The organism is Pseudomonas sp. GM17 (assembly GCF_000282175.2).
GTDB classification, from domain to species: Bacteria; Pseudomonadota; Gammaproteobacteria; order Pseudomonadales; family Pseudomonadaceae; genus Aquipseudomonas; species Aquipseudomonas chlororaphis.
This window is the reverse complement of sequence record NZ_CP124732.1, coordinates 4,689,082-4,715,312: the sequence shown is the minus strand read 5'-3', so window position 1 is coordinate 4,715,312 and position 26,231 is coordinate 4,689,082. Positions and strand designations below refer to the sequence as shown.

Genomic DNA, 26,231 nt, shown 5'->3' with positions numbered 1-26,231 from the left:
GCGAGAGCCGAAACAGGTTCCGAGCATCAGGTTCGCATCGGTCGGCGTGGCTGTTTGGCTCGCGGCAGCGGGTCGTTGGGACCTACGGTCAAACTCATCTTGGCGTGGCCTGTATCCAATTGTTTTTTCAAACACTTCTCATCACACCCTTCTGCTCCGCGTGGCACTTTCACTTTGCCCACCGCTGATTTGGCTCCCACAGCGCAGCCCACAGCCAAGGTGTAGGTTTTGTTTTGATTGGCAGGGTCGTTCAGCCAATTGTTTCGCTCAACGGTGTAGTTACAGCCAACCTGGCCGTGTTCCGTGCGTTTTGAGTGGCTGGTTCCTTCCACGCACAGACAGGGCGCTTTGTTGGAAACGTAATTGGTTGCGGCATCCGGCGCTCCACGGCCTTCGTGAGCCACGAACTCTTTGGAGGGTAAGAGGTGATGCCCCGTCATTTGTTTTCCGTCGGAACCATTGCAACAGCGGTTCGGCTCCTTCGGCATGACCAAGCATTTGCGCGCCTTGCAGCATTTGGCGCTGTAGTCGGTGGCGCCCGTGCAGTCGCTTTTAATCTGTTTAGCCATCCCGCGGCAGGGGTGTCTGGCCTTATCCATGGCTATCGCGTCTGAGTAGGGCCAAGGCCCGGTGTTCGAGGTCGAGCCGTGGTTATGGGTGGTCAGGTCGAGATTACGGACCACGTTTTCGCCCTCGAACTTCACATTCATCGACCAAGCGGTGAAGTACACTTTTCCCTTGATTTTGCTGGTGATCACCCCCTTTTTCGGCGCGCATCCGGCCTCGTCGCCGTAACTGGTCTTGAAGTAACTCTTGTCCTTAAGCATCACCTCTTTTCCGGTAATTTTTACTGTACGCGTGCCATTGGTGGTGTCCTTCGCCATACCCGTATTGGGGTAGGGAATGGGCACCCCTGTCGGAGTCGGCGGCGCCTGGGGCGGGGTAAAGCAGACATCGGGGAAACAGGCGATGGATTTCCCATCCGCCGCCTTGCAGGAAACTTCCATATTGTTGGCATACACCTCGTTGCCCATCAGGCGGCCCTCACAGTCTGATAACTGAGCAGCGCGGCGGCGCGTTGGCCGGCGTCGTTGCCGAGGTGGCAGAAGATATTCGGGCCTTCGCCATAGCCCTTGCGGCTGGCGGCCAGGGCCACGGCGAGCATCGCCGGGCCGATGGCGGCGCCGGTTTCGCCGATGCAGTCGGCGGGGTGCCAGAGGTGGAAGAATTCCTTGCGCACCCGCAGGGTGCGGCTCAGGGCCAGGGAGGCTTCCTTGAAGTAGTACTGCTCGCCGGAGATATCGGTCAGGCGGTAGTCCATCTGCTCCAACCCGCAGCCGGCTTCGCTCAGGGCCGCGCGCACGGCCTGGGTCAGGCCGTCGGCGCGCAGCGGAAGGTCTTCGGCCTCCACCGTGGCTTTTTCCACGCCGAACCCCAGGCCGATGCAGGCCAGCTGCGGTGCTTCGCTGGCGGTCGGGGCGTTGACCAGCACGGCGGCGGCACCTTCGCCGGGGATAAAACCGTTGGAGTTCTGGCTGGTGAGCAGGCGTTCGCGCTCTTCGAAAGCCGCCAGGGTCGCTCCGCTGAGGAAGGAGTCGACGCCAGCGATCAGCACGTGGCGATGGCCTTGCTGGTAAATCAGTTTGCGCGCATTGAGCAGGGCGACCGCGCCGCTGACCCGACCACGGGGAATGACATTGGAGCTGCCATGAAAACGCACGCCCAACTCATGTTCAATGTCGTGCAGCAGGCTGAGGTCCAGGCCGTCGAGACGGCCGGGGCGGTCGGCCTCCGCCACCCCGAGCAGCAGCGGGGTTTGCTCCGGGTCGACGCCCGGCGTGCCCTGCAGCGCCTCGGCGATGGCCCGCGCCGCCATCTTGATCAGCTTGCTGCGCCCGCGCCAGGGCTGTTCCAGGGGCACGCTGGCAGCGATCAGCCATTCGCCGCCCTGGTCGATAAAGCGGGTTTCCTGAAAGTTATCGATAGCGCAACGGATCGCCGCGCAGCTCGCGGGGGCGCTAAGGCCTACGGCGCTGACCATGCCGGAGCCGATGATGCACAGCGCGGTCATCAGGGCGTCTCCTCGGGCGTGCGTTTGGCTTTCACCAGGGCCGACAGCGACGGGTAGTAATCCTTGCCCAGTTCGCGGGCGCGCCACCAGCCCGTGGACATGCTGCCCACCAGCACCTGGGCGATTTCGAACAGGTTGCGTTTGAGCGGGCGGCGGGTGCGCCAGGTGATCTCGACGCGTTGCGTGTCGGTATCGATCAGCAGGGTGTCGATCACCGCTTGCACAGTCTCGTGACCGCCTTTCTTCAGAAAGAAGGTCACCGGCACTTCCATCTGGGGAATGCGAAAGCCCGCGCGCTCCTGGGGCGTGAGGTTGAGCAACAGCACATCCTCGCCACCGCGCAGGTAGTGGGTTTGCTGATCCTCAGGGGCCGCCTGAAAGTAGTGGTGGTCGAAATCCGCCGGCAGAAACGGAAAGCAGTCGGCCAGCCAGGCCTCGTCGTAGGTGCCGGCGAAGCGGGCGCGTTGTGGCCAGCCACGGCCAAGGGGGCCGAGGGCCATGGGGCGGAAGTTGCCAGAGGGACTGTCGATCGGTTTGCCCAACTCCTCGGTGCTTGGCATCGGCATGCCGACGATGTCGGCACTGTCGGCGCTGCGCGGGTACCAGCCGCAACCGGTCGGATTGTCCAGGTAGCAGTGGCGTAATTGGGGGTCGTTGGCGATCGGATGGCTGCCGCCAAACGCCCGGGCGTAGGAGATGTCCTGCTCGGTAAACGGCTGCGGCAAGCCGGGAGCAACGCCCAACAGCCCCGATTGCCATTGCCGTGGACCGAGGACGGAAAAGGCCTTGCTCATCCGCCCGACGCGAATGCCCGCGGTCAGTTGCGTCACGGGCCGCCCGCCTGGGGCGTAGGCCTTGCCGCGCACCAGCACATCGCAGCATGGCTTGACCGGGGCGAAGTCCATTTCCTGCAGCGGCGCGCTGAGGCCGGGCTCACCGAGAAAAGTGTCGGCCATCAGCAGCGGTTGCTGGGTGTCGGCGAGGGTGGCCGCGCGGCCGTCCAGAGGCAGGTTGAATGTGCCCTTGGCCACCACCACCAGGGATTCGCGGCCATCGGGCGCCAGGCCCTGGGTATAGGCCGCAAGCAGTTGGCTGGCGTTGAGCAGTTCCATAGGCCGGATACCTGTCTAGTTGATCTGCACCGAACCGCCCTTGATGCGGTTGACCCCGCTGGAGCGGCTGGACAGGTAGGCGCCCTGGATGATCACTTTGCCCGCGCGGGTCAGGGTGATGCTGGCCTTGCCGCAACGCAGCACGATCTCGCGTTCGGCGCTCAGTTCCAGGCACTGCTCGTCCAGCCGCACGCTGGCGACGGGCTCGGGCGGGGCATCCGTGCCGAGCAAGAGGCCGATCACCAATGGGCAAGCCGGGTCGCCGCCTTCGAACATCAGCGCGACCTGGCCGCCGATATCCGCGGGGCCAAGCCGCGCGGTGCAACGGGCAACGACGCCGCTGCCATCCGGGCAACCCGGGTAAACGACCCTGGGCGCACTGGCGTGCGGCAGCTCGAGCAGGGTGCCGATGACCACTGCATCGATGCGGGCCTGTATGGGTAGCGGGTGTTGAACCGTCATATACATACCTCCACTGTGCTGGCTCTGTACGAAAAGTGGCTGTGCGCTGGGCGCCTTCGGCGCTACGCGGGCCATGCTGCGTTAAAAACAGGCTTGCCTGACCTTCGCTCGCCGACTTTTCGTACAGACCCTAGTTCTGCAGGATCTTCTGGCCCTTGACCACCACGTTCCTGTTGGCCTTGATGTTGATGGCGCCGGAGCCGTCGATGGTGATGTCCTTGCCGCGAATCATGATGGTGCCGTCCTTCTTCATGGTGATGCTGGCCGCGCCTGTGGTCAGGGTGATGGAGTCGCCGGCGGTGAGGGAGAAGTTCTTGCCGACGTCCAGGCTGTCGTTCTGCTGGATGTTGGTGGTGCGGTTCTGGGATACGTCGCGGGATTCGTTCTGGCCGATCTGGGTGTTCTGGTTGCCGTTGATCTCGATACCTTCGTTGCCCTTGACCGTTTCATTGCGGTTGCCGGTGATGTCGATGGTCTCGTTGCCGCCCACGTCCTCGGTGCGGTTGCTGACGATGCTGATGGTTTCGTTGGCACCGACCTTTTCCGTGCGGTCCGCGCCGATGGTGATGGTCTCGTTGTTGCCCACCTTCTCGGTGCGATTGGCGCCGATGGTGATTTTCTCGTCGCTGCCGACATCCTCGGTACGGTTCACCCCGATGGAGATGGTCTCGTTATTGCCGACCTTTTCCTTGCGATCGACGCCTATGGTGATGGTTTCGTTGTTATCGACGGTTTCGGTGCGGTCGTGTTTGACGTGCACGGTTTCGTCGTTGTCGATGGTCTTGCTGCGGTCGTGGCCGACCCAGTGGGTCTCGTCGTTCTCGACCTCGATGTCCTGGTTCTTCTCGGCGTGGATGAACAACTGCTCCGCGCCTTTCTTGTCCTCCATGCGGATTTCATTGAAGTTGGCGGGCGAGCCCTCCTTGCTCGAGCGGCTTTTCACCCCGCTCTGGGTGGCATTGGCCGGCAGTTCGTAGGGCACGGTCTGTTCGGCGTTATAGACCCGGCCAGTGATGATCGGGCGATCCGGGTCGCCTTCGAGGAAACCGACTATCACTTCCTGGCCGATCCGCGGGATCTGCACCGACCCCCAGTTCTTGCCGGCCCAGGCCTGTGACACGCGCATCCAGCAGGAGCTGTTTTCGTTGGACTGGTCGTGGCGATCCCAATAGAAATGCACCTTGACCCGGCCATACTGGTCGGTCCAGATCTCCTCGCCAGCGGGGCCTACCACCCTGGCGGTCTGCGGCCCGCGGACAATCGGCAGGGGCGTCAGGGGCAGGGGGCGGAAGGCCTGGCTGGCATCCATGCAGTCCAGTTCGCTGGTGAACTGCTCGGCCAGGTCCAGTTGCCCGCTTTCATAAAGCTCCTGGCGGATCTGATAGCGGGCGACCACCACCAGGTATTCGCGATTCTGGTCGGCGCGCTCGTAGCCGGTCAGCTTGAACAGATGCCCGCAGCCCAGGCCTCGCGCACGACCGCGCAACTGCACGCGCTCGAACTGGCTGTGAATGGCCTGGATACGGGTGCGTGCGTAATGCTCGCCATCCTTGCTCTGGACGTATTCGCCTGGGTAGTCGTAGAGCGGATGGTCGCCGTTGCTGTGGCTGCGCGACACGCTGGAGCGCACTTCGAGGCTGGCGCCGGGGCGCTGGAAGTCGTAGTCGTTCAACGCCAGCGAGCCCGGCTGGACTTCCCGCGCCAGTTGCCAGTCGTAGAAGTGGTCGCGCTCGCGCATCTGCTGGTCGGGCGGGTAGAAGGGCACCGAGGCGTAGTCGGCCACCGTCGAGTGGGCGCCGTAGGCGTCGGCCAGCACCAACACGTGACGCGCTTTCTCATGGCGGAAGTAGTAGTAGATGCCTTCCTGCTCCATCAGCCGGCTGATGAAGTCGAAGCTGGTTTCGCGGTATTGCACGCAGTATTCCCACTCGCGGTAACTGCCGCTCAGGTTGTCTTCGAAATCGGAGAAGCCGAGGTCGCGGAACACTTGCTTGATGATGTCCGGCACCGTCTTGTTCTGGAAAATCCGGCAGTCCGAGGTGCGCGTGAGCAGCCAGAACCAGGGCCGCAGGCTGACCCGATAACCGGCGAACTGGCCGTGGCCGGTCAGTTGCCGGCAGCCGCAGGCAATGCCATGGAAGTAGCGTTTGCCGCCGCCGTGCAGCTCCAGGGTCAGGCCCATCGGCTTGCCCAGCAACTGGTCGAACTTGATCGCCCGATCTTCGGACGTGAGGTCCAGTTCGTAATGGAACAACCGCCCCAGCTCCTCGCTGCCTTCCATGCCCTGCAGCAGCAGGACCTCGCCACCGAGGGGGCTGTCGACCTGCACCAGGCGGGTGCTTTGCGTGATTGCCATAAACGGCTTCCTCCGGCTCGCGTTCGGGCGTCAGTCGGTCGTCTCGCCAACATGCGGGTCGAATGCGTAATGCAGCGCATTGTCCCGTTGGCTGATGCGCACGCCCGCCAGCGGCTTGCCCTCGAGCATGCGGGTGAGAAACTCCCGGCTCATATCCGGCAACAGGGTGTTGGTCAGGATAGCGTCGATCATCCGTCCGCCGCTCTCGATCTCGGTGCAGCGCGAGACGATCAGGTCGACCACGCTGTCGTCGTAGGCGAAGGGCACCTTGTGCCCGCTTTCCACGCGCCGCTTGATCCGTTCCAGTTGCAGGCGGGTGATGGCCTTGAGCATCTCGTCGCTCAGCGGGTAGTAGGGGACGGTCACCAGGCGCCCGAGCAGGGCCGGCGGGAATACCTGGAGCAACGGCTCGCGCAGCGCCTTGGCGATGGCATCGGGATCGGGCAGCCGTTGCGGGTCGCGGCACAGGCTGGCGATCATCTCGGTGCCGGCATTGGTGGTGAGCAGGATCAGGCAGTTCTTGAAGTCGATCAGGCGGCCTTCGCCATCCTCCATCACCCCCTTGTCGAACACCTGGAAGAAGATTTCGTGCACGTCCGGGTGGGCCTTTTCCACCTCGTCCAGCAACACCACGCTGTAGGGTTTGCGCCGCACCGCCTCGGTCAGCACGCCGCCTTCGCCGTAACCGACATAGCCGGGCGGGGCGCCCTTGAGGGTGGAGACGGTGTGCGCCTCCTGGAACTCGCTCATGTTGATGGTGATGATGTTCTGCTCGCCGCCGTACAGGGCCTCGGCCAGGGCCAGGGCGGTTTCGGTCTTGCCCACGCCCGAGGTGCCGGCGAGGAGGAACACGCCAATCGGTTTGCTGGGGTTGTCCAGCCCGGCGCGAGAGGTCTGGATGCGCTTGGCGATCATCGCCAGGGCATGGTCCTGGCCGATGATGCGTTTTTTCATGTGCTCGTCGAGCCTGAGCACGGTGTCGATTTCGTTGCGCGCCATGCGCCCGACCGGGATGCCGGTCCAGTCGGCGACCACCGCGGCCACCGCCTGGTAATCCACGGTGGGCAGGATCAACGGGTTTTCGCCCTGCAAGGTGGCGAGGCGGCTCTGCAGGTCGCCGAGCTTGTCGCGCAATGCCGTGCGTTCGGCTTCAGCCAGCTGTGGCGATGGCGTATCGGCCTCGCTACCGCTGTCGTCCAGCGGTTCGGCGGCGGCGCGCAGGGTGGCGCGGGTCGCCAGCAGTTCATCGACCAGGGCTTTCTCTTCGCTCCAGCGACCTTCCAGGGTCGCCAGGCGTTGGCGCTCCTCGGCGAGGGCCGCCTCGACCTCCTGCTGGCGAGTGCCGATGGCGATGCCAATGGCCTGCTCGCGGCCGATGATCGCCTGCTCGGTGCTCAGCGCCTCGATGCGTCGGCGGCTGTCGTCCACTTGCGCCGGTACCGCATGCAGGCTGATGGCGACCCGCGCGCAGGCGGTGTCGAGCAGGCTCACCGATTTGTCCGGCAGCTGCCGGGCCGGAATATAACGGTGCGACAGCTTGACCGAGGCCTCCAGCGCCTCGTCGAGGATCTGCACCTTGTGGTGCTGCTCCATGGTCGAGGCGACGCCGCGCATCATCAGGATCGCCTTGGCCTCGGACGGCTCGTCGACCTGCACCACCTGGAAGCGCCGGGTCAGGGCCGGGTCCTTCTCGATGTGCTTTTTGTATTCGGCCCAGGTGGTTGCCGCCACGGTGCGCAGGGTGCCACGGGCCAGGGCCGGCTTGAGCAGGTTGGCGGCATCGCCGGTACCGGCCGCGCCGCCGGCGCCGACCAGGGTATGGGCCTCGTCGATAAACAGAATGATCGGCCTGGGCGAGGCCTGCACATCCTCGATGACCTGGCGCAGGCGCTGTTCGAACTCGCCCTTCATGCTCGCACCGGCTTGCAGCAGGCCGACGTCCAGGGTGCGCAGTTCGACGTCCTTGAGGCTCGGCGGCACGTCGCCGGCGACGATGCGCAGGGCGAAGCCCTCGACCACCGCGGTCTTGCCGACCCCGGCTTCGCCGGTGAGGATGGGGTTGTTCTGCCGGCGGCGCATGAGGATGTCGACCAGTTGGCGAATCTCCTCATCGCGCCCGACTATGGGGTCGAGCTTGCCGCTGCGGGCCTGTTCGGTGAGGTCTACGGTAAAGCGCTTGAGCGCCTCCTGCTTGCCCAGCGCGCTGGGCGCCAGGGCACCGCTCGCTTCGCCCGGCGCGGCGCTAGCGTTGAAACCGTCGCTGGCGGCCAGGCCATTTTCCGGCGAGTCGCCAAGGTACTCGTCGAAGCGCTCGATCAGGTGCTCCACCTTGATCTTCTCGAACTCGCGGGAGATGGCCGAGAGGGCGTGGCGCAGGCTCGGTGTCTTGAGCATGCCGACGACCAGGTAGGCGCTGCGCACCTGGCTCTCGCCGAACAGCAAACTGCCATAGACCCAGCCGCGCTCCGCGGCTTCCTCGACCTGCAAGGACAAGTCGGTGATCGAGGTCGAGCCGCGCGGCAGGCGGTCCAGGGCGTCGGTGATATCCCTGGACAGGCGCGCCGGGTCGAGGCTGAACTGGCGGACCAGGCGGTGCAGGTCAGAGTCCTGCAATTGCAGGAGCTGATGCAGCCAATGCACCAGTTCCACATAGGGGTTGCCGCGCAGTTTGCAGAACACGGTGGCGGCTTCGATGGCCTTGTAGGCCGGGCTGTTCAACTTGCCGAACAGCGCGGCGCGGCTGATCTCACTCATGATTGCTGCTCCTTGAGGGGGTGGTATGGCTGGCGTATTCGCGGGCCAGCAGCAGGTCGCCGGCATCCGTCGACGGGCTGCCGAGCCAGGTGTCGAAGCCCAGGCGGGTCTGGCCGTCGAGATCGATGCGCGGCACTTCCTGGTGCTGCAGCAGCAGATTGACTTCCCAATCCAGCTCCTCGCCCTGGTACTCGGCGACCCAGGCGGCCAGTTCGCCGAAGCTTTCCTGGCCGGGCAGCAGGCGGCGGTATTGCTCCAGGCTCAAAGGCCCCAGGCGGATGCGGAATTTATGCTGGCGATCCCAGACGTGGGTGCCCAGGCTCAGGTCGCTGCCGAGCGAGCAGAGCGCCACGCCCAGCTGGCTGCGCTGCGGCAGCTCCAGCCACTGGCCGACGTATTCCTCGATGCTCACCGGCACGCCGAAGTAGTCTTCCAGGATCGCGCGCAAGCCGTCCGGGTAGCGGGTTTGCGCCGCCAGGTGGCCGGTGAAGTGGTAGCGCGCCGAGTCGGCGATCGGGCCCTGGCCGAGCAGGCTGGTCATGCCCCGTCCGGACAGCGCGGCCAGGCGCATCGACCAATAGTCATGGTCGGGGCGGTCATGGCTGACGGTCGGCCGCGCCTCGGCCCAGGCGCGGTAGAACAGGCACAACAAGCGGTGATTGAACACGTCGAGAAAGCGCGTGAAGCTGGCGTCGCCGCTGTTGCGCTGGCGATCGCGGGCGTATTCGGTCAGGTGCAGCGGCAGCGGGCCGTTGGGCCCGGTGAGGCCGAAGAACAACTGCTCGATGCGCGGCGCGGCGCCCTCGGGGTCGGCCTCGATGCTGGCCAGGGTCGAGGGGGCGAAGCCGCAGTCGGGTTTCTGCCCCAGGCGCAGCGGGTCGTCGTGCAAGCGCAGGGAATGGCCGATGCGCGGCCGGTCGCTGGCCTCGCACTCGATGCGCCGTAGCGCCTGGAAGAAGTCGTAGGCCCAGGGCTCGTCGGCCATCCGCTCGATGCTGTGCAGCGGTTTCAGAGGTTCGGTCGACATCCGGGGTGCGCCTGCCATCGCATGATTTCGCCGCGCTCGGTGGTGCGCAGTACGGTTTCGGTGAAGCTGTTGATCGACACGTAACGGGCCAGGAAACGCTCGAACACCGCGCCCAGCAGGTACACGCCGGTGCCGCGGAAGGCGTTTTCGTCGAACTCCAGGCTGATCTCCAGGCCACGGCCAAACACGATCGGTCCCGGCATCGGCAACCGGCGGGTGCAGGGCGTGCTGCGCACCTGGCGCAGGCCCTCGATTTGCAACTGCAGCGCCGCATCGCCGGGGTCGCCGTACAGGCGCAGCAGTTCGCGCAGCGCCGCGGCCCCCTGGCCCTGTTCGCTCAGCGACAGGTAGTTCAGCGACAGCTGGCTGATCAGCCGCCAGGCGCTGGCATCGTGCGCGCGGCTCGGCCGCGGCCGGCTTGGTCCGGCCAGGCAGCGCACGGCCAGCACCGGGGCGCTGTCTTCCAGGGTGAAATCGCTTTTGCCGGTACCCACCGGCATCAGCAGCGGCAGGTCGCGGTTGGTGCACAGGGCGCTGAGACCGAGCTGGCGCAAGTCGTGGCGATAGGGCGCCTGGTTGACATCCACCAGCGAGACGAAGGTTTCGCTGCCGATATAGGTCGAGCGTGGCCCGCGCCGCCGTTGCTGGCTGGACAAGCGGCGCGGCTCACGGCGGACGATGTAGTAGGCCTGCTCGCGGCCATAACGCAGCGGATCGCGGATCGCGTAGAACGGCTGGAACGGCTGCTCGGGGCCGCTGCCATGGCCGGTGACCTGGGTCAGGGAATGGATCTCGAAATCCAGCGGCCGGGTGCGGTCGGCGATCACCTGGTGCTCATGCACCCGCTCGCTCAGGTGAATGCGATCGGTGCGGCGTGCAAACAGGTTCACCGCCGGGGTGCAGAAGGGCACGAACTGGGTCGCCGACACCGTGCCTTCCAGGGTACTGTCGAGTCGATCGAACAGCACCACCAGCTCCAGTTCCTGGCTGGTGCAGCGCTGCACACCGGCGCTCAGCCCGGTGAAGTCGACGAACAAAAAACGATTGGGCAGGGCGAAATATTCCTGCAGCAGGCGATACCCCTGGAAGGCCCGGGGCACCACCGGCAGCACCGCGTCCCGATCGTCGAAGCCGCGCGCCTTGAGGCTTTCCAGAGGCAAGCGCTCGGCCCAGTCGCCATCGATGCTCTTGATAAACACCGCGCAGGCGTTGCCGAGCAGTTGCTCGTACAGACGGAAAGGTTGCTCGTCGGCGCCGTTGAGGTAGAGCGGCAGGCTGTCCAGCGCCAGGGCGTTGAACGGCAACCCGGCGCCGCAGCGCAGGCGCAGGCGCAACCCGGCCTTGGCCTTGGGTTCGCTGGCGGCCAGTCGGCCGAGGGTCGCGGCCGGGTTGCCGAAGTATTCGGCATGGCTGACCTGCAATGGCCACAGCGTCACGGCATGGGCGCTACGGTATTCGCAGGCGGTCTGCTCGCCATGGCCCAGCTGGCCGCGCAGGGCGGCGTGGCGTTCGACCGTGAAGCCGCTGGTCAGCGAGCCCTCGTTGGGGTCGGCGACCAGTTGGACCACCACCACCGAAGGCGTTGGCGCCAGGTAATGGGGGTAGGCGACTTCCAGCAGATTGTGGGTAAAGGTCGGGTATTCGGCGTCCAGCTTCAGGTGGACCCGTGCGCTCAGGTAGGCGAAGCCCTCCAGCAGACGCTCGACATAGGGGTCGGCGCACTCGATGTCGGACAGGGTCAGGCGGCTGGCAATCTTGGGGAACTCCTGGGCGAACTCGGCGGCGCTCTCGCGGATATGCTGCAGCTCCTGGTTGTAATACTCGAGCATGCGCGGGTTCATCGGCGTCTCCTGACGGGCTCGGCCGGCGTCACCTTGACGTGTCCGGTTTCCAGGTCGAGGGCGGTGCTGAGCAGCAAGCGCAGGGGCACCGGCTCGGCCCACAGATCGCCCTCGATCTCGAAGCTCAGGGCGTTGTGACTCATGTCATTGCCGTCGAGTTGCGCGCGAACCTTCAACGAGCCTTTGAGGATGCGCGGCTCAAAGGCGGCGATGGTGTCGCTGAACAAGGCTTCGATGGCCTGTACATCGACACTCGAGGCGGTATGTCCGGCCAGGGGCGGCAGGCCGAAATTCAGCACCGAGTTGCCCGCCGGCATCTGCGCGGCCTGCTCCGGATCGAACAGCACGCAGGTGTTGAACAGCCAGGCCAGATCGCGCAGCACACAAGCTTTCAGTTGGGACATCGACATGACGCGGCGCTCGGCAGCTTCTTTCGGGTTGTGCGGGTCGTCGTCGGTCAGGCGATCGAGCAACGAGGGTTGCAGGCGTTCTTGCAGGGTCAGCTCGGCCATCTTCGGTTATCCCTGTCGGTGAAGCTGAGGCTGTGCCGTTCGAACAGCCCGGTTTCGCCGTTGTCGGTGGTCAACGGGCGCTGGCCGACGGCGTGCACCGGCTCCTCGGCGTTCATCGCCATCTCCTGGTTCGCAGGCTTCGCGCCGAGCCCTGGCGTGCGGTCAAACGTCGGGTTCGAACAAGCCGATAAACATTTTCTCATCCCACTGGAAGGGCGGGCAGGCCGTCACCCGGCTCACCGCCGACGAGGCTTCCAGAGTCTGACCGGAGCCGCTGCGTATCGCCTGGATCTCGGTACGGCAATCCCGACTGGGCGAGGGCAGTTGCTCGCTGCTTTCCACCAATATCACCTGGCGCGTACCCACCTGCTTGGTGCGCAGCGTGCCGCTGGCGTCACGGTGGAACTGGCAAGGCCATTTCAGGCTCAGGTCGATACCGGGTTGCTGCGGGACCAGCAAGCGACAGTTGCCATTGCGCTCTTCCAGCAGCAGATCCCGGGCCAGGAAGCGCGCCTGGATGGCGTTATCGGCCGGGTTCTGCGCGCAGGCGGGCAACATCAAACCCGCCAGGCCCGCGACGATAAGGCGAAGCAGGTGCCGACTCATGACAGCTCCCAGAACCACACCTGGGCGGAGTGGTTGGCCGGGTCGTCGTAGGTCTTGGTGAAACCGCGGCTCCACAGGTCGATATGGTCGCCGGCCGCGCGACTCTCGCCACTTCGGGTAAAGCAATCCTTGAAAAAAATGATCCCGTTCTTCTCATTGAGCTGCAGCTTGGCCTTGGCCGCATCGGTAAAGATGCTGGGCCGGCCCAGATGCTGGCGCCACAGCCAGTTCGCCAGCGACTCGGCACCGCGGGCGTGGCCGTGGCTGCAGCGCGGTTCCGAATAGGTGTGGCCATCCACGAGGATGCTTCGCTCGGCGTTGAGCGTAATGCTCAGGCGGATCGCGCACTGATTTTCCCAACCGCCATCGCAAGGCTGGCTTTCAGCCGGGTAGTTGTTCCACAGATTGATGAACGCGGGTCTGGCCATCATCGAACCTCCTGTTGCGCCGTGGCCCCTGGTACAAGCCGAGCACCCTGCGGCAGGGCTGCAGGGTGGCTGGCGTCACACCTTGACGTTTTGGCGGATATTCCAGCCGTACTTGACCGGGCCGCCGTCCTTGGAACCGTCCTGCTTCTGCGGTTGGTAGTCGACCAGCACCTGGCCGAAATTCAGCGCGATGTTTTCGGTCAGGCGATCCGCGCCGCCGCTGCCGCCGGTGCCGATCGAGGACACCAGGACCTCCTTGAGGGTGATAGTCAGGTACTCGACCGGATCGTCGCCGCCGGCCTTGCGCACCGTCAGCTTGGCCTCGTCGTAATGCTTGCCGCTGGAGCAGGCCATCATCAGGTTGGGGGAGGATTTATCCACCCACTTGGTCAACGTCAGGTCGTGGATATTGACCTTGCCGGCACCGCCGCCACCGCCCACATGCATGTTGCCGGCCTGCGCCATGGCCCAGCTCCAGGAGAGCACGTCGATCTCCTCCTTGTGGTTCTTGTCCTGGGACTCGCCCTTGACGTCGCCGATCTTGATAAACATATCAACAGCCATCATGCCTCCTTAAGTGGTTTGCACCACTGTGTGCCAGTGATTCGCCACGCTGCGTCACAGGGCACCCGCCACCACGGCGAATGCCTCCTGAGATGAATCAAACCGCCTTGGCGGATGGAAGTTTGGATACCAGCCGCAGCGATACCGTGAGCCCTTCGAGCTGGTAGTGCGGGCGCAGGTAGAACTTGGAGCTGTAGTAACCGGGGTTGCCCTCGATCTCCTCGACCACCACCTCCGCCGCGGCCAAGGGGTGCTGCGCCTTGGTGGTTTCGGTGGAGTGGGCCGGGTCGCCGTCCACGTAATTGAGAATCCAGTTTTGCAGCCAGCGCTGCATGTCGTCCTTTTCCTTGAACGAGCCGATCTTGTCGCGAACGATGCACTTCAGGTAATGGGCGAAGCGGCAGGTGGCGAACAGGTAGGGCAGGCGCGCCGCCAGGTTGGCGTTGGCGGTGGCGTCGGGGTCGTCATACTCGGCCGGCTTCTGCAGCGACTGGGCGCCGATGAAGGCGGCGAGGTCAGTGTTCTTCTTGTGCAGCAGCGGCATGAAACCGTTCTTCGCCAGCTCCGCCTCGCGCCGATCGGCGATGGCGATTTCGGTCGGGCACTTCATGTCCACCCCACCGTCGTCGGTCGGGAAGGTGTGCGTCGGCAGGTTCGGCACCTCGCCGCCGGACTCCACGCCGCGAATCCGCGAGCACCAGCCATAGAGCTTGAACGAGCGGTTGATGTTCGCCGCCATGGCATAGGCCGAGTTGGCCCAGGTGTACTTGGAACTGTCGGCGCCGTTGGTTTCCTCTTCGAAGGCGAAGGCGTCCACCGGGTCGGTCTTGGCGCCGTAGGGCAGGCGGGCGAGGAAACGCGGCATGGTCAGGCCGATGTAGCGCGAATCCTCGGAGTCGCGCAGCGAACGCCAGGCAGCGTATTCCGGCGTGGTGAAGATCTTGGTCAGATCGCGCGGGTTGGACAGCTCCTGCCAGGAGCCCATGCCCATCACCGTCGGCGAGGCAGCGCTGATGAAGGGCGCATGCATCGCCGCGCAGACCTTGGCCAGCTCGCCGAGCAGCTCGACGTCCGGCGACGACTGGTCGAAGTAGTAATCGCCCACCAGGCAGCCGAACGGCTCGCCGCCGAACTGGCCGTATTCCTCCTCGTACATTTTCTTGAAGATCGGGCTCTGGTCCCAGGCGGTGCCCTTGAACTTCTTCAGGGTCTTGTGCAGGTCGCCCTTGGCGATGCTCATCACGCGGATCTTCAGCTGATCGTCGGTTTCCGTGTTGTTGACCAGGTAGCTCAAGCCGCGCCAGGCGCTTTCCAGTTGCTGGAAGTCGGCGTGATGCATAATCAGGTTGACCTGCGCGGTGAGCTTGGCATCGATCGCGGCGATGATCGATTCGATGGATTTGATCGCGTCGTTGGAGATCAGCTCGGTCTTGCTCAGGGCCTGTTCGGCCAGGGTGCGCACGGCGCTTTCCACCGCCTCGCGGGCGTGCTCGGTCTTGGGTTTGAACTCTTGCAGGAGCAAGGCGGCGAAGTCGCTCGGTGCGGTCGCGGCGTCTGCCTGGGCCTGCGGGTCTTTCATCAAGTCGGCCATGGTCTGCGTCCTCTGTCAGGCTTGCGGCTCGGGTTCGGTCGGTTTCGGCGCACTGGCCAACGCCTGCAACAGCGCCGGGTCCTTGATCACCTTCATGATCATGTCCTCGGCGCCGGTCTTGCCGTCCATGTAGGTCAGCAGGTTGGCCAGCTGGGTGCGGGCTTCGAGCAGTTGGTTGAGGGCATCGACCTTGCGCGCCACCGCGGCAGGGCTGAAGTCGTCCATGCTCTCGAACGTGATGTCCAGGCTCAGGTTGCCTTCCCCGGTCAGGGCATTGGGCACGTTGAACGCCACCCGCGGTTTCATCGCCTTGAGCCGCGAGTCGAAGTTGTCGACATCGATCTCCAGGAACTTGCGGTCGGCCACCGCCGGCAGCGGCTCGGCAGGCTTGCCGACAAGGTCGGCCATCACCCCCATGACGAAGGGCAACTGCACCTTCTTCTCCGCACCGTAAAGCTCTACGTCGTACTCGATCTGCACCCGGGGAGCACGGTTACGGGCGATGAATTTCTGGCTGCTGGTGTTAGCCATTTTTCCTCCTGCGCTGCCTATGCGGCTGTGTTGGATGGGCATCGGTTAAAGCGTTTTCACTCGGACTATTCACCCTCGGGCCCGCGCAATTTTTCGAACTGGGAAAAGCCGTCCGGAATCAGGTTGCTCACGATGGTGGCGAAATCGGCGCTGACCAGTCTCTTGGCGCGGCTCAGGAGCACCGGCACCGGGCTTGAGGGCTCGTGCCTGGCGTAATAACCGAGGATCCGGTCGAGGCTGCGCAGCACATCGTCACGGCTGCCGATCTCGCCGGCGATACGCGGCGCGGCGGCGCCGGGGGCCGAGGACATGGCGGCATCGACAGGCTCGCCGGCCTGCGCGACAGCGCCGGGAGCGTCTGGCTGAGGGGCGTGCTCGGCGATGATTTGCACGGCATGCCGAAGCAGTTGCTTGATCGTGCCCAGGTCCGCGCCGTGGGTGGAGCCGACCCGTTCGTTGACCTCACGCTCTATGGTCAACAGCGTGCCATGGGCATCGTTCAGGGCGGCGCGGCAGGCCTCGAGCTGTTCGCCCGCGCAGTCCTGAAAGGCCGCGCCGAGCTGGTCCGGGCTGAGGCTTTCACTGGCGAAGCGCTGCAAGCCCGCGGCATTCAGCGCGGCCCGCAGGCCGACGCTGCCAAATGCCCGCGAGCTGATCAGCGGCATGCCCCAGAGCAGGTGAATGACCGGCTCGGCGTTGAGGCCGGCGAGGGCGTTGATCCTAAAGGTGGGGTCATTGCCGTCCTCTGCATCCAGCTTGGGATGCAGGTCGTCCCAATACTGCGCGAGCAGCTGCTGGATCAGCTGTAACCCTTGCACCAGGCCGGGCAAGCCGTGCAGGGCAATGGCGCTTTGCAGGAAGTAGTTGGCGATGCGCAGGTCTTTGCTGCGCGTGAACAGCTCGATGCAGAGGTCGCGGACCTGGCGCCATTCCGGCGGTGCGGCGGGTAACACGGCATCGCCCATCTGCCGTTCGGGTTGGCCTTGCGCCGCGCGCTCAAGCTCGAGAAAGGCGGCGTCGTACTCGAGGTCGCCGCCACAGGGGGAGTCGGGGGAAATGGTTTCCAACAAGCGCTGTACATCCACCACGGACGTGATCTCCATATCGGCCCGGCAATCGGCGCCCGGTCAGGGTGAGCGCACGACTAAATCCCTTTTGCTGCGGATGAGTGTTCTATCCAGAGACACTGTTTGGCGTCATTTCTAAATTCAACAATTGACCTGAAGTTTTAGCCCAGTTCAATTGTTGTCAAGAAACTCTCCGACCAGTGGGGAACACTGTGATGTTTGAAGATAGGTGGTCGGCGGTGGTTTTTTTAGTTTCTTTTGTTATAGGGCTTATTTGAAAAAAGCGAATATAAGCGCAGGAACTTTGAGGGCACGGAAATCTTTTAGGGGGCTATACTCGCTTTGCACTCGCTGGCATGCCCGAGCTGTTGTTATTGAGCAATACCGTACAAGGAGTTCCAATGCCGCTGCGTTTGACAATCACCAGTTATCACAAGCTGACCCCCGGCCAACGCGCGGAGTTCGAGCTTGATCGCGGTGAGCTGAAAATCGGTCGCAACCCCGAGAACGACTGGATACTTCCAGACCCGGAGCGCCTGGTGTCCGGCCAGCATTGCGTCATTCAACTGCGTGACGGCACCTACTACCTGACCGACACCAGCACCAATGGCGTACAGCTGGTGAATGCCGGCGTGCGCATGCACCGTGGCAACAGCGAACCCTTGCGCGACGGCGAACTGCTGCGCGTCGGCGAGTACGACATCCTGGTGCAGATCAACGGCGCCCCACAGATCGCCAACGGCACGCCCGGGATGAGCGATCCCTTTACCGGCTTCGATGCGCTGATCAAGCGCCAGGCGCCCGGCGAGATGCCCGGCGCAGCGGCGGCGCCCCCCGCCAGGGTGCAGATCCATGCGGGCGGTTCGCCCCTGGACACCAAGCCTGACCTGTTCGATTTTCTCGCGTCCCCGGCCGTCCCCCCTCCGGCCCTGGCCGACCACGTGCCGCCCGAACGCCATGATTTTCGCCCGCCTGAGCCACAACGCCCGAGTGCCCCAGCGGCCAGCGAAACCGGCGCGGCACCGGCGATTCCGGCGGATTGGGACCCTTTCACCGAACTGAGGGCGGGCCCGACGCCGGTGACGCCGCCCCCTGAGCAAGCCCAGCCGCAACCATTGCCAGCGGCATCGGAGAATATTGCCGGCAGCGCACCCGAACCGGCCGTGCAACGGGCCGCGGTTGCGCCTCCGGCGCCGGCAAGCGGGGGCGACAAGGAAGAGGTGCTGGAAGCCTTTCTCAGGGGCGCGGGGCTCGAGCCATTGCGTATCGACAGAGGAGAAACCCGCGCGCAAATGGAGGCCATCGGCCGCAGCTACCGGCATATGGTCGAGGGGTTGATCGAGGTGCTGCGCGCCCGTGCCAGCCTCAAGGGTGAGTTCCGCATGGCCCAGACCATGATCCGCCCGGTGGAGAACAACCCCCTCAAATTCGCCCCCAATGTCGATGAGGCGCTGCTGTTATTGCTGCGTTCCGGCAACCAGGCCTTCATGCCGGCCGACCAGGCGATCAAGGAAAGCTTCGACGACCTGAAAGCGCATCAACTGGCCGTCATGGCGGGCGTACAAGCCTCGATCCAACACCTGCTCAAGCGTTTTCAGCCCGCGGTACTGGAAGCGCGTTTAAGTCAACCTTCGGCTATTGGCGCTTTGCTGCCCGGTAGACGTCAAGCGCAATACTGGGAGTTGTTCACGGAACTCTATGCGAGCATTTCCAGGGAGGCCGAAGATGATTTCGAGGATTTGTTCGGGCGCGAATTCAGTCGTGCCTATGAGGAACAAAATACCAAGTTGCGAAAAGGCTGAGCGCCATCGGTTAGTTGGATAAAGGCCAATGGCTATTAAATAGTGAGTTGATCTTGTTTGGCGATCGGTAGTTTCGATTTGGAATAATAAACGTCATGGAGGACGACATGCCAAAGTTCTTGTTGTTCGCAACAGTACTACTGCTGACTGCCTGTTCTTCGAGCCCGCCGCCGCCCGCTGCGCCTACTGTCGTTGTCATGCATATCCAGGCCGCTGCCGATCTGAATCTTTCGGCGGGCGGCCAGGCGACGCCGGTGCGGGTGCGTTTGTATGAGTTGAAGAGCGGTGGAGCTTTCAGTCGCGCCGACTATTTCTCCCTGGTGAATGCCACCGGCACGACCTTGTCCGCGGACCTGGTGGCGCAGGACGAATTACTGGTCCAGCCGGGTCAAAGGCTGACCCTGGAGCGCACGCTCGACGAGCAGAGCCGTTTGCTCGGCCTGGTGGTGTCCTACCGTGAACTGGACAGCGCCGTGTGGCGCCAGGTGGTCAATATCCCGAGCCATGCAACCACGCCATTGACGGTTTCCCTGACAGCCAGGGCGATCAGCGCGGCCGCCACGAAACCTGCGAATTAGTCCTGTCGAGGAAGCCAGTCCATGTCCTGGAATAACCGTGTGGTGTGGTCCGAAGGAATGTTTCTGCGGCCGCAGCATCTCCAGCAGCATGACCGCTACATGGAAGCCCTGATCGATGGCCGTTGCCGCCCGTTGAGCGCCGGGGGCTGGGGGTTCTCCGAGCTGCGCATCGACGAGTCCCTGCTCGGCCAGGGCAAGGTGGCGATTGTCAGCGCGCGCGGGGTGCTACCCGATGGCACGCCTTTCGACATTCCCGGCGACGATCTGCCGCCGCCGCCATTGAACGTCAACGACAACCTGCGCGATGCGCAGGTCTTCCTGGGTTTGCCGCTCAAGCGTGCCGGCAGCCGCGACACCGTGGGGGAGGGCGAAGCTCCGGGCGGTGCGCGCTATATCAGCCAGGTGCGTGAGGTGCGCGATGACAACGCCGCCTTCGAGAGCCGGGCGTCGCTGGCGATCGGCGGCAAAGCCCTGCGCCTGCTGACCGAGCGCGACGGCCTCGGCGAATATGCCTGCCTCGGTTTGCTCCGGGTGCTGGAAAAACGCGCGGACAATGCCGTGCAACTGGACGAGGACTATATTGCGCCGCTGCTCGATGTGGCCGCCTCCAGCGTGCTGGCGGCCTTTCGCAGCGAGCTGCAAGGGTTGTTGCACCAGCGCGGCGAGGCCCTGGCCGGTCGGGTGGTGGCCTCGGGGGCCGGCGGCGCCTCGGAGATCGCCGACTTTCTGCTGCTGCAACTGGTCAATCGCGCCGAGCCCTTGCTCAGCCACCTGGCCCGGTTGAGTCCCTTGCACCCGCAGGACTTCTATCGCGAGGCGGTCTGCCTGGCGGGGGAGTTCGCCACCTTTTCCGCTGCCGGGCGTCGCCCCAGCGACTACCCGGCCTATGCCCACGACGACCTGGCGAGCAGCTTCGCCCCGGTGATGCATGACCTGCGGCAAGCCTTGTCGATGGTCATCGATACCCGCGCCACGCCGATTCCGATCGTCGAGAAATCCTACGGCGTGCATGTGGCGATGCTGGCCGACAAGAGCTTGCTGGAGATGGCCAGCTTCGTCCTGGTGGTGCGTGCCGAGGTGCCGGCCGAAACCCTGCGCACGCATTTCCCCCAGCAGGCCAAGATCGGCTCGGTGGAACACATCCGCGACCTGGTCAATCTGCAGTTGCCCGGCATCGCCTTGCTGTCCATGCCCGTGGCGCCGCGGCAGATTCCCTATCACGCCGGTTCGAGCTATTTCGAACTGGACCGTGGCAGCGAACACTGGAAACAGCTGGCCCACTCAGGGGGCTTCGCCTTTCACATTGCCGGCCAGTTCCCGGGCCTGAACCTGGCCTTCTGGGCCATTCGAGGATAGTTCGTCATGCACCCGATCGATGATCCCTTCGGCAGCTCTGGCATAGGCGGCACTTCAGGCGGCGCCTCGCCGGGCGGCAACGACCATACCCTGATCATGCCGCGGCCTGGCGGGCGCTCCGTCGATGCCTCTGCCCCAAGGAAGGATGGCGCCAGCGCCGCCGATCCGCACATTGCGATGCCGGGCGCACCGGTGGCGAGCAGCCTGGCCCAGGGCCTCAACCCGCTGGAGCGGGCGGCCGGCCCGATACTGGCGCTGCTGGCCCGCTTGCGCAGCACCCTCGCTCACCCGCAACCGGCCAGCCTGCGCGCCCAGTTGCTGGCCTACCTGCGCCAGTTCGAGGAGCAGGCGCGCGCCGCCGGCGTCGCCCAGGATGAGGTGATGCTCAGCCGTTATGTGCTCTGTACCGCGCTGGACGAAGCGGTACTCAGCACCCCCTGGGGCAGTACCAGTGACTGGGGCAAGCAGAGCCTGCTGATCACCCTGCACAACGAAGCCTGGGGCGGCGAAAAAGTCTTCCAGTTGCTCGAACACTGTCTGCAGAACCCGCAGCAGCGCCTGCACATTCTCGAGCTGCTGTACCTCTGTATCTGCCTGGGTTTCGAGGGCCGTTACCGGGTCATGAATGACGGCCGCAGCCAGCTGGAAGCCTTGCGCGAACGCACCAGCGCGACCATTCGCAGCGTGCGCGGCGAATTCGAGCGCGAGCTGTCGCCGCATTGGCGGGGGCTCAGCGTGGTGCGCGATCGCTTGTCGCAGTTCCTGCCGCCCTGGGTTGGCGTGGCCATTTGCCTGGCCGTGCTGTTGCTGCTGCTGTTCGGCTTGCGCCTGAAGCTGGCGGCCGACGCCGAGCCGGTGTTTCGCAATATCCACGCCCTGGGCGAGATCCCGGTGCAAACCATCGACCGTCCACCGCAGCAGCCCAGGTTGATCGAACGCCCACGCCTGGCGCGCTTCCTCGCCGAGGACATCAAGGCCCAGCGCGTTGCCGTGGAGGATGCACTGGATCGCTCGGTGGTGACCATCCGTGGCGACGAGTTGTTCGCCTCGGGCAGCGCGAGCATTTCCGAACAGTTGCAGCCCTTGCTGCTGCGCGTCGCCGATGCCCTGCGCCAGATCAAGGGCACGGTGCAGGTCACCGGGCACAGCGATAACCGACCGATCGCCACCTTGCGCTACCCCTCGAACTGGAAGCTGTCGCAGGATCGCGCGCAGCAAGTGATGGAGATCCTCGCCGCCCGCAGCGGGCAACCCGAGCGCTTCACCGCCGAAGGGCGCAGCGACGCCGAACCTGTCGCCTCCAATGACAGCGCCGCCGGACGCGCCAGGAACAGGCGCGTGGAGATCACCGTGCTAGCGGAGGGCAACCAGTGAAGGCCTTTATCAATTTTCTGGTGCGCTGGGTGGTGCCGCTGCTCGGCCTGCTCGCCCTGAGCCTGGTGATCTGGTTCCTCGGTCCGCTGATCATCGTCGCGGCCTATGAACCCCTGGCCCCGGCGGCCGTACGCTGGGCGCTGATCGGCCTGTTGTTCCTGGCCTGGATCGGGGTGCGCGTATTGCGCATCGTCCAGGCCCGGCGCAACGCCGCCAAGGTCATGCAGGGCCTGGCAGCGGTGGCGCCGGATGCGGCCAGCGTCGCCACCGCCGAAGAGCTGGCGACCCTCAAGCAACGCATGGACGAAGCGCTGCAATTGCTCAAGCGCAGCAAGCTCGGCGGTAACGAGCGGCGCAACCTTTACGAGCTGCCCTGGTACGTGATCATCGGCCCGCCGGGCTCGGGCAAGACCACCGCGCTGGTCAATTCCGGGATGCACTTTCCGCTGGCCGAACAGATGGGCAGTGGGGCGATCCGCGGAGTCGGCGGTACGCGCAACTGCGACTGGTGGTTCACCGACGAAGCGGTGCTGCTGGACACCGCCGGGCGCTACACCACCCAGGACAGCCATGCGGCGGTGGACAAGGCGGCCTGGCTGGGCTTTCTCGACCTGTTGAAGAACCAGCGCAAGCGCCGGCCGATCGATGGCGTCTTCGTCGCCATCAGCCTGTCCGACCTGCTATTGGGCAGCGAGGCCGAGCGCAGCGCCCATGCCCGGGCCATCCGCACGCGGGTACAGGAGTTGTATGGCCAGCTCGGTGTGCGCTTCCCGATCTACGTGATGCTCACCAAGTTCGACCTGGTGCCGGGGTTCATGGAGTTCTTCGACGCGCTGAGCAAGGAAGAGCGCGCGCAGGTCTGGGGCGTCACCTTTGCCCTGGACGATGGCAAGAGTCCCCAAGGCCCGCTGGCCCGTTTCGACGAGGAATTCACCGCCCTCGAGGCGCGTCTTACCGAGCGCTTGGTCGAGCGCCTGCAACAGGAGCGCGACTCCAATCGACGCGACCTGATCTACGGCTTCATCCAGCAGTTCGCGGCGTTGCGTCACAACCTGTCGTCCTTCCTCGAGGGGGTATTCAAGCCCAATCCCTATGAAGAGCGGGCGCTGTTGCGCGGGCTGTACTTCACCAGCGGCACCCAGGAAGGCAGCCCCATCGACCGTCTGATCGGCAGCATGGCGCAAAGCATGAACCTGGATCGCCAGCACCTGGCGCGCCAGACCGGCACAGGCCGCAGTTACTTCATCACCCGCCTGTTCCGCGATGTCGCCTTCGGCGAGCGCGGCCTGGTCGGCAGTAACCCCAAGGTCGAGCGCCGGTATCGCTGGATCAATCGTGGCGTACTCGCCGCCAGTGCCTTGGTCTTGCTGACGGTGACGGCCATCTGGGTCGCCAGCTACCGCGCCAACCAGGCCTATATCGCCGAGGTGGACGCGCGCCTGGCGCCGCTCAAGGGGCAGGTCGAATCCCTCAGCCCGGCGCAGCGTGAGGTATTGGCCGTGCTGCCGCTGCTCAACGCCGTTCGCCATGTCGCCGACAATTCGCTGTCCTGGGCCGAAGGCTATGGCCTGTTCCAGGGCGACATGCTCGGCGCCGAAGCCGCCAGCGTGTACCGCAAGCTGCTGATCGCGGTGCTGGCGCCGCGTCTGCTGACCCGCATCGAGGAACAGTTGCGCAGCGGCGGCAACACCGAGTTTCTCTACGAAGGCCTCAAGGTCTACCTGATGCTGGCCAGCGCCGAGCACTATGACGCCGATGCCATCAAGACCTGGATCAACCTCGACTGGGACCACAGCCTGCCGCGCGACCTGGCCCCGGAACAGCGCCTGGCCCTGGCCGAGCATCTCAATGCGCTGTTCGCCCACAAGCCACCGCCGGCGAGGCTGGATGAGGAACTGCTGGCCGACCTGCGTCGGCAGTTGCAACAGATGTCCGTGGCGCAGCGGGTCTACAGCCGGGTGAAACGCCAGAAGCTGCCCGAGGGCGTAGCGGATTTTCGCCTCAGCGAAGCGGCCGGGCGCGACGCCGCCCTGGTGTTCACGCGCAAGAGCGGCAAGCCGCTGAGCGATCCGTTATCCGGTTTCTATACCTACCGTGGCTACCGCCAGGCGTTCATGGTCGCCAGCCTCAGCCAGTCCGGCGCCCTGGCCGAGGAACAGTGGGTACTCGGCCGGCCATTGAACGACAACCAGGATGTCGCCAGCCTGGCCCTGGAGGTGCGTGCCCTGTACTTCCAGGATTTTCTCAACCAATGGGAAACACTGCTCGGCGATCTCGATTTCGTCACGATCAACGGCATCGCCCAGGCCGCCGATGTGCTGCGGGTGCTCTCCGGGCCAAACTCGCCACTGAAGAAACTGCTCGATGCGGTGGCCAGGGAAACCAACCTGCAACAAGAAGATCGCCTGCTGGCCGAGAAGCTCAAGGCCGCCGACGGCACCGTGGACAAACTCAAGCAGCAGCTCGGCTCGCTGGTCGGACAAGCGGCCCAGGAAGATTCCTCGGCAACCTCGCAGGTCGACCCCATCACCGCGCGCTTCGCCGAGCTCAATAGCCTGGTGACCAGCCATGGGGATGGGCCAGCGCCGATCGACGATCTGCTGGCCCAGCTCAATGAGCTTTATGTGCAGGTCAGCGCCATGAGCGGCGCCAGCGGCGAGGCCTTGCTGGGCGAGGCGAAGAACCAGGCGGTGGCCACGGCATCACGGGTCAAGCTCGGCGCCGAACGTCAGCCGCCACTGGTGCAGAAGCTGGTCAACTCGGTGGTCAGCGCCACCACCAGCAGCATGATGGGCAGCATCCGCACCCAACTCAACGCGGCCTGGATCAGTGAGGTGGTGAATGTCTACCGCCAGTCCCTGGCTGGCCGTTACCCCATGGTCAACTCCAGTTCGCGGGAGGCCACCCTGGAGGACTTCGGCAACTTCTTCGGCGTGGGCGGGGTGATGGACAACTACTTTCGCAAGTACCTGCAACCCTACGTCAACACCTCGACCAGCAACTGGCGCTGGCAGCCGGGCGCCGCGGAAAAACTCGGCATCGGCCCGGGCGTGCTGCAAACCTTCCAACGCGCCGCGGCCATTCGCGATGCCTACTTCCGCGCCGGAGGCACCCAGCCGGCGGTACGCTTCGAGCTCAAGCCCGTGGCCATGGACGCCTCCATCAGCCAGTTCCTGCTCGATCTGGACGGCCAGCAGCTCAGCTACGACCATGGCCCCAGCCGGCCGATGGCGATGCAATGGCCCAGCCCCAACAGCCTGGGGGTGGTGCGCCTGTCCGTCACGCCGCCCACCAGCGCCGGTCGTTCGGGACTGACCCTGGAGGGACCCTGGGCCTGGTTTCGCTTGCTGGAGCAGTCCGACCTGACCCAGGGCAATGCCCCGGACCGCTTTACCCTGCGGATGCGCGTCGACACTGCGAGCATCTCCTGCGAACTGCGCGCCAGCAGCGCGTTCAACCCGTTCAAGGGTCGGCTGGTGTCCGGCTTCAGCCTGCCGGAGCGCTTGTGAGCAGCCCGGGTTTCTACGGCAAGCTGGCCGGCCGCGGGGATTTCATCCACCGCGGCCTGTCGCCGACCTTTATCGAGCGCTGGGATGTCTGGCTCTCCGCCGGCATGGCCAGCAGCCAGGCGGCGCTGGGGGCGGCCTGGCTGGACGCCTACCTGGTCAGCCCGCTGTGGCGCTTTGCCGTGGCGCCGGGCCTGCTCGGCAGCGAGGCGGCGGTGGGGGTGATGATGCCCAGCGTCGACCGGGTCGGGCGCTACTTCCCGCTGACCATCGCGCTGCTGCTGGAGGCCGATACCGATCTGGGCGCGCTGGTGGCCGGCCCGGATGACTGGTTCGAGGCCGCCGAGGTCCTGTTGCTCTCGACCCTGGAGCCCGAGGCCGCTGTCGAGGCCTTCGAGGCCACGGTGCCGGCTCTCGGTAGCCCGGTCTGTAGCACCCAGGTGCCGGGCATGCAGGCGCTGCAGGGGCAGGTGCGCTTCGCCGCCACGACTGCGGCGGCGCGCGGGGCGGTGCTGATGCAGCACGCCTGCGAGGGCGCGAGCCTCTGGTGGGGCAAGGGCTCCGGACGGGTCGCCGCTGGCCTGCTGCGTTGCCAGGGGTTGCCGGCGGCGCAGGACTTCAGCGGTTTTCTGCTGGGCGAGGGCGGCTACGCGGCGCTTGCGCAAACCGCGCAGTTCGATTTCGGGAGCTGAT

Annotated in this window: 22 protein-coding genes; 6 read left to right on the top strand and 16 right to left on the bottom strand. The window is 64.9% G+C overall.

What is annotated here, in order from left to right:
• Nucleotides 1-26: 26 nt before the first annotated feature.
• The 16 genes from PMI20_RS21055 to tssA form a co-directional block, all read right to left on the bottom strand.
• The gene (locus PMI20_RS21055) at nt 27-1,034 is read right to left on the bottom strand and encodes a PAAR-like domain-containing protein (RefSeq protein WP_007930386.1); all 1,008 of its coding nucleotides are present in this window, start codon (nt 1,032-1,034) and stop codon (nt 27-29) included.
• The gene (locus tag PMI20_RS21050) at nt 1,034-2,074 is read right to left on the bottom strand and encodes a 3-oxoacyl-ACP synthase (protein ID WP_085985113.1); all 1,041 of its coding nucleotides are present in this window, start codon (nt 2,072-2,074) and stop codon (nt 1,034-1,036) included. The genes PMI20_RS21055 and PMI20_RS21050 overlap by 1 nt, the downstream gene beginning before the upstream one ends.
• On the bottom strand, nt 2,071-3,183 hold the full coding sequence (locus tag PMI20_RS21045; protein WP_007930377.1) for a DUF2169 family type VI secretion system accessory protein: 1,113 nt from the start codon (nt 3,181-3,183) through the stop codon (nt 2,071-2,073). Before PMI20_RS21045 ends, PMI20_RS21050 begins: the two co-directional genes overlap by 4 nt.
• Before the next feature lie 15 nt (nt 3,184-3,198).
• The gene (locus PMI20_RS21040; protein WP_007930364.1) at nt 3,199-3,645 is read right to left on the bottom strand and encodes a DUF6484 domain-containing protein; all 447 of its coding nucleotides are present in this window, start codon (nt 3,643-3,645) and stop codon (nt 3,199-3,201) included.
• A 130-nt stretch (nt 3,646-3,775) separates the two neighbouring features.
• On the bottom strand, nt 3,776-6,001 hold the full coding sequence (locus tag PMI20_RS21035) for a type VI secretion system Vgr family protein (protein WP_007930359.1): 2,226 nt from the start codon (nt 5,999-6,001) through the stop codon (nt 3,776-3,778).
• A 30-nt stretch (nt 6,002-6,031) separates the two neighbouring features.
• Nucleotides 6,032-8,755 carry a type VI secretion system ATPase TssH gene (gene tssH, locus PMI20_RS21030; RefSeq protein WP_007930358.1) on the bottom strand — a complete coding sequence of 908 codons (2,724 nt, stop codon included), beginning with the start codon at nt 8,753-8,755 and terminating at the stop codon, nt 6,032-6,034.
• Nucleotides 8,748-9,782: a type VI secretion system baseplate subunit TssG gene (tssG, locus tag PMI20_RS21025; protein ID WP_502945111.1), complete on the bottom strand. Its 1,035-nt coding sequence runs from the start codon at nt 9,780-9,782 to the stop codon at nt 8,748-8,750. Before tssG ends, tssH begins: the two co-directional genes overlap by 8 nt.
• Entirely contained in the window at nt 9,764-11,623 is a 1,860-nt protein-coding gene (tssF, locus tag PMI20_RS21020; RefSeq protein ID WP_007923474.1) for a type VI secretion system baseplate subunit TssF, read from the bottom strand. Before tssF ends, tssG begins: the two co-directional genes overlap by 19 nt.
• Nucleotides 11,620-12,135, bottom strand: coding sequence for a type VI secretion system baseplate subunit TssE (gene tssE / locus PMI20_RS21015; RefSeq protein WP_007923472.1), 516 nt, complete (start codon nt 12,133-12,135; stop codon nt 11,620-11,622). The genes tssF and tssE overlap by 4 nt, the downstream gene beginning before the upstream one ends.
• A complete protein-coding gene (locus PMI20_RS21010; RefSeq protein ID WP_007923470.1) occupies nt 12,123-12,251 on the bottom strand; it encodes a hypothetical protein in 129 nt (42 codons plus the stop codon). Before PMI20_RS21010 ends, tssE begins: the two co-directional genes overlap by 13 nt.
• Nucleotides 12,252-12,297: 46 nt before the next feature.
• On the bottom strand, nt 12,298-12,741 hold the full coding sequence (locus tag PMI20_RS21005; protein WP_007923469.1) for a hypothetical protein: 444 nt from the start codon (nt 12,739-12,741) through the stop codon (nt 12,298-12,300).
• Nucleotides 12,738-13,169, bottom strand: a complete 432-nt coding sequence (locus PMI20_RS21000; protein ID WP_037005248.1) for a type VI secretion system amidase effector protein Tae4 — start codon at nt 13,167-13,169, stop codon at nt 12,738-12,740. The genes PMI20_RS21005 and PMI20_RS21000 overlap by 4 nt, the downstream gene beginning before the upstream one ends.
• A gap of 75 nt (nt 13,170-13,244) precedes the next feature.
• Nucleotides 13,245-13,733 (bottom strand): Hcp family type VI secretion system effector, encoded by a 489-nt coding sequence (locus PMI20_RS20995; RefSeq protein ID WP_007923461.1) that lies wholly within the window; start codon nt 13,731-13,733, stop codon nt 13,245-13,247.
• Nucleotides 13,734-13,830: 97 nt separating this feature from the next.
• The gene (gene tssC, locus PMI20_RS20990; RefSeq protein WP_007923459.1) at nt 13,831-15,324 is read right to left on the bottom strand and encodes a type VI secretion system contractile sheath large subunit; all 1,494 of its coding nucleotides are present in this window, start codon (nt 15,322-15,324) and stop codon (nt 13,831-13,833) included.
• Between the two features lie 15 nt (nt 15,325-15,339).
• Nucleotides 15,340-15,855, bottom strand: a complete 516-nt coding sequence (gene tssB / locus PMI20_RS20985) for a type VI secretion system contractile sheath small subunit (RefSeq protein WP_087092181.1) — start codon at nt 15,853-15,855, stop codon at nt 15,340-15,342.
• A 65-nt stretch (nt 15,856-15,920) separates the two neighbouring features.
• Nucleotides 15,921-16,943: a type VI secretion system protein TssA gene (tssA, locus tag PMI20_RS20980; RefSeq protein WP_007930432.1), complete on the bottom strand. Its 1,023-nt coding sequence runs from the start codon at nt 16,941-16,943 to the stop codon at nt 15,921-15,923.
• 380 nt (nt 16,944-17,323) lie between these two features.
• On the opposite strand from tssA, the gene tagH reads away from it, so the two are divergent.
• The 6 genes from tagH (at nt 17,324) to tagF (ending at nt 26,230) form a co-directional block, all read left to right on the top strand.
• The gene (gene tagH, locus PMI20_RS20975; RefSeq protein WP_007930434.1) at nt 17,324-18,724 is read left to right on the top strand and encodes a type VI secretion system-associated FHA domain protein TagH; all 1,401 of its coding nucleotides are present in this window, start codon (nt 17,324-17,326) and stop codon (nt 18,722-18,724) included.
• A gap of 107 nt (nt 18,725-18,831) precedes the next feature.
• Complete coding sequence (tssJ, locus tag PMI20_RS20970; protein WP_007930436.1) at nt 18,832-19,302, top strand: type VI secretion system lipoprotein TssJ; 471 nt, start codon at nt 18,832-18,834, stop codon at nt 19,300-19,302.
• A gap of 21 nt (nt 19,303-19,323) precedes the next feature.
• The gene (gene tssK, locus PMI20_RS20965) at nt 19,324-20,658 is read left to right on the top strand and encodes a type VI secretion system baseplate subunit TssK (RefSeq protein WP_007930438.1); all 1,335 of its coding nucleotides are present in this window, start codon (nt 19,324-19,326) and stop codon (nt 20,656-20,658) included.
• A gap of 6 nt (nt 20,659-20,664) precedes the next feature.
• The gene (locus tag PMI20_RS20960) at nt 20,665-22,032 is read left to right on the top strand and encodes a DotU family type VI secretion system protein (protein WP_007930440.1); all 1,368 of its coding nucleotides are present in this window, start codon (nt 20,665-20,667) and stop codon (nt 22,030-22,032) included.
• A complete protein-coding gene (gene tssM / locus PMI20_RS20955; RefSeq protein WP_007930442.1) occupies nt 22,029-25,541 on the top strand; it encodes a type VI secretion system membrane subunit TssM in 3,513 nt (1,170 codons plus the stop codon). The genes PMI20_RS20960 and tssM overlap by 4 nt, the downstream gene beginning before the upstream one ends.
• Nucleotides 25,538-26,230: a type VI secretion system-associated protein TagF gene (gene tagF / locus PMI20_RS20950; protein ID WP_007930443.1), complete on the top strand. Its 693-nt coding sequence runs from the start codon at nt 25,538-25,540 to the stop codon at nt 26,228-26,230. The genes tssM and tagF overlap by 4 nt, the downstream gene beginning before the upstream one ends.
• Nucleotide 26,231 lies beyond the last annotated feature (1 nt).

Bases quoted from the DNA above. Each gene is read 5' to 3' on its own strand.
- tagH (WP_007930434.1), top strand. From the start codon at position 17,324: ATGCCGCTGCGTTTGACAATCACCAGTTATCACAAGCTGACCCCCGGC.
- tssH (WP_007930358.1), bottom strand. From the start codon at position 8,755: ATGAGTGAGATCAGCCGCGCCGCGCTGTTCGGCAAGTTGAACAGCCCG.
- PMI20_RS21010 (WP_007923470.1), bottom strand. From the start codon at position 12,251: ATGAACGCCGAGGAGCCGGTGCACGCCGTCGGCCAGCGCCCGTTGACC.
- PMI20_RS21055 (WP_007930386.1), bottom strand. From the start codon at position 1,034: ATGGGCAACGAGGTGTATGCCAACAATATGGAAGTTTCCTGCAAGGCG.
- PMI20_RS21045 (WP_007930377.1), bottom strand. From the start codon at position 3,183: ATGGAACTGCTCAACGCCAGCCAACTGCTTGCGGCCTATACCCAGGGC.
- tssJ (WP_007930436.1), top strand. From the start codon at position 18,832: ATGCCAAAGTTCTTGTTGTTCGCAACAGTACTACTGCTGACTGCCTGT.
- tssK (WP_007930438.1), top strand. From the start codon at position 19,324: ATGTCCTGGAATAACCGTGTGGTGTGGTCCGAAGGAATGTTTCTGCGG.
- tssB (WP_087092181.1), bottom strand. From the start codon at position 15,855: ATGGCTAACACCAGCAGCCAGAAATTCATCGCCCGTAACCGTGCTCCC.
- tssG (WP_502945111.1), bottom strand. From the start codon at position 9,782: ATGTCGACCGAACCTCTGAAACCGCTGCACAGCATCGAGCGGATGGCC.
- PMI20_RS20995 (WP_007923461.1), bottom strand. From the start codon at position 13,733: ATGGCTGTTGATATGTTTATCAAGATCGGCGACGTCAAGGGCGAGTCC.
- PMI20_RS20960 (WP_007930440.1), top strand. From the start codon at position 20,665: ATGCACCCGATCGATGATCCCTTCGGCAGCTCTGGCATAGGCGGCACT.
- tssF (WP_007923474.1), bottom strand. From the start codon at position 11,623: ATGAACCCGCGCATGCTCGAGTATTACAACCAGGAGCTGCAGCATATC.
- tssE (WP_007923472.1), bottom strand. From the start codon at position 12,135: ATGGCCGAGCTGACCCTGCAAGAACGCCTGCAACCCTCGTTGCTCGAT.
- PMI20_RS21000 (WP_037005248.1), bottom strand. From the start codon at position 13,169: ATGGCCAGACCCGCGTTCATCAATCTGTGGAACAACTACCCGGCTGAA.
- PMI20_RS21005 (WP_007923469.1), bottom strand. From the start codon at position 12,741: ATGAGTCGGCACCTGCTTCGCCTTATCGTCGCGGGCCTGGCGGGTTTG.
- tssC (WP_007923459.1), bottom strand. From the start codon at position 15,324: ATGGCCGACTTGATGAAAGACCCGCAGGCCCAGGCAGACGCCGCGACC.
- PMI20_RS21035 (WP_007930359.1), bottom strand. From the start codon at position 6,001: ATGGCAATCACGCAAAGCACCCGCCTGGTGCAGGTCGACAGCCCCCTC.
- PMI20_RS21040 (WP_007930364.1), bottom strand. From the start codon at position 3,645: ATGACGGTTCAACACCCGCTACCCATACAGGCCCGCATCGATGCAGTG.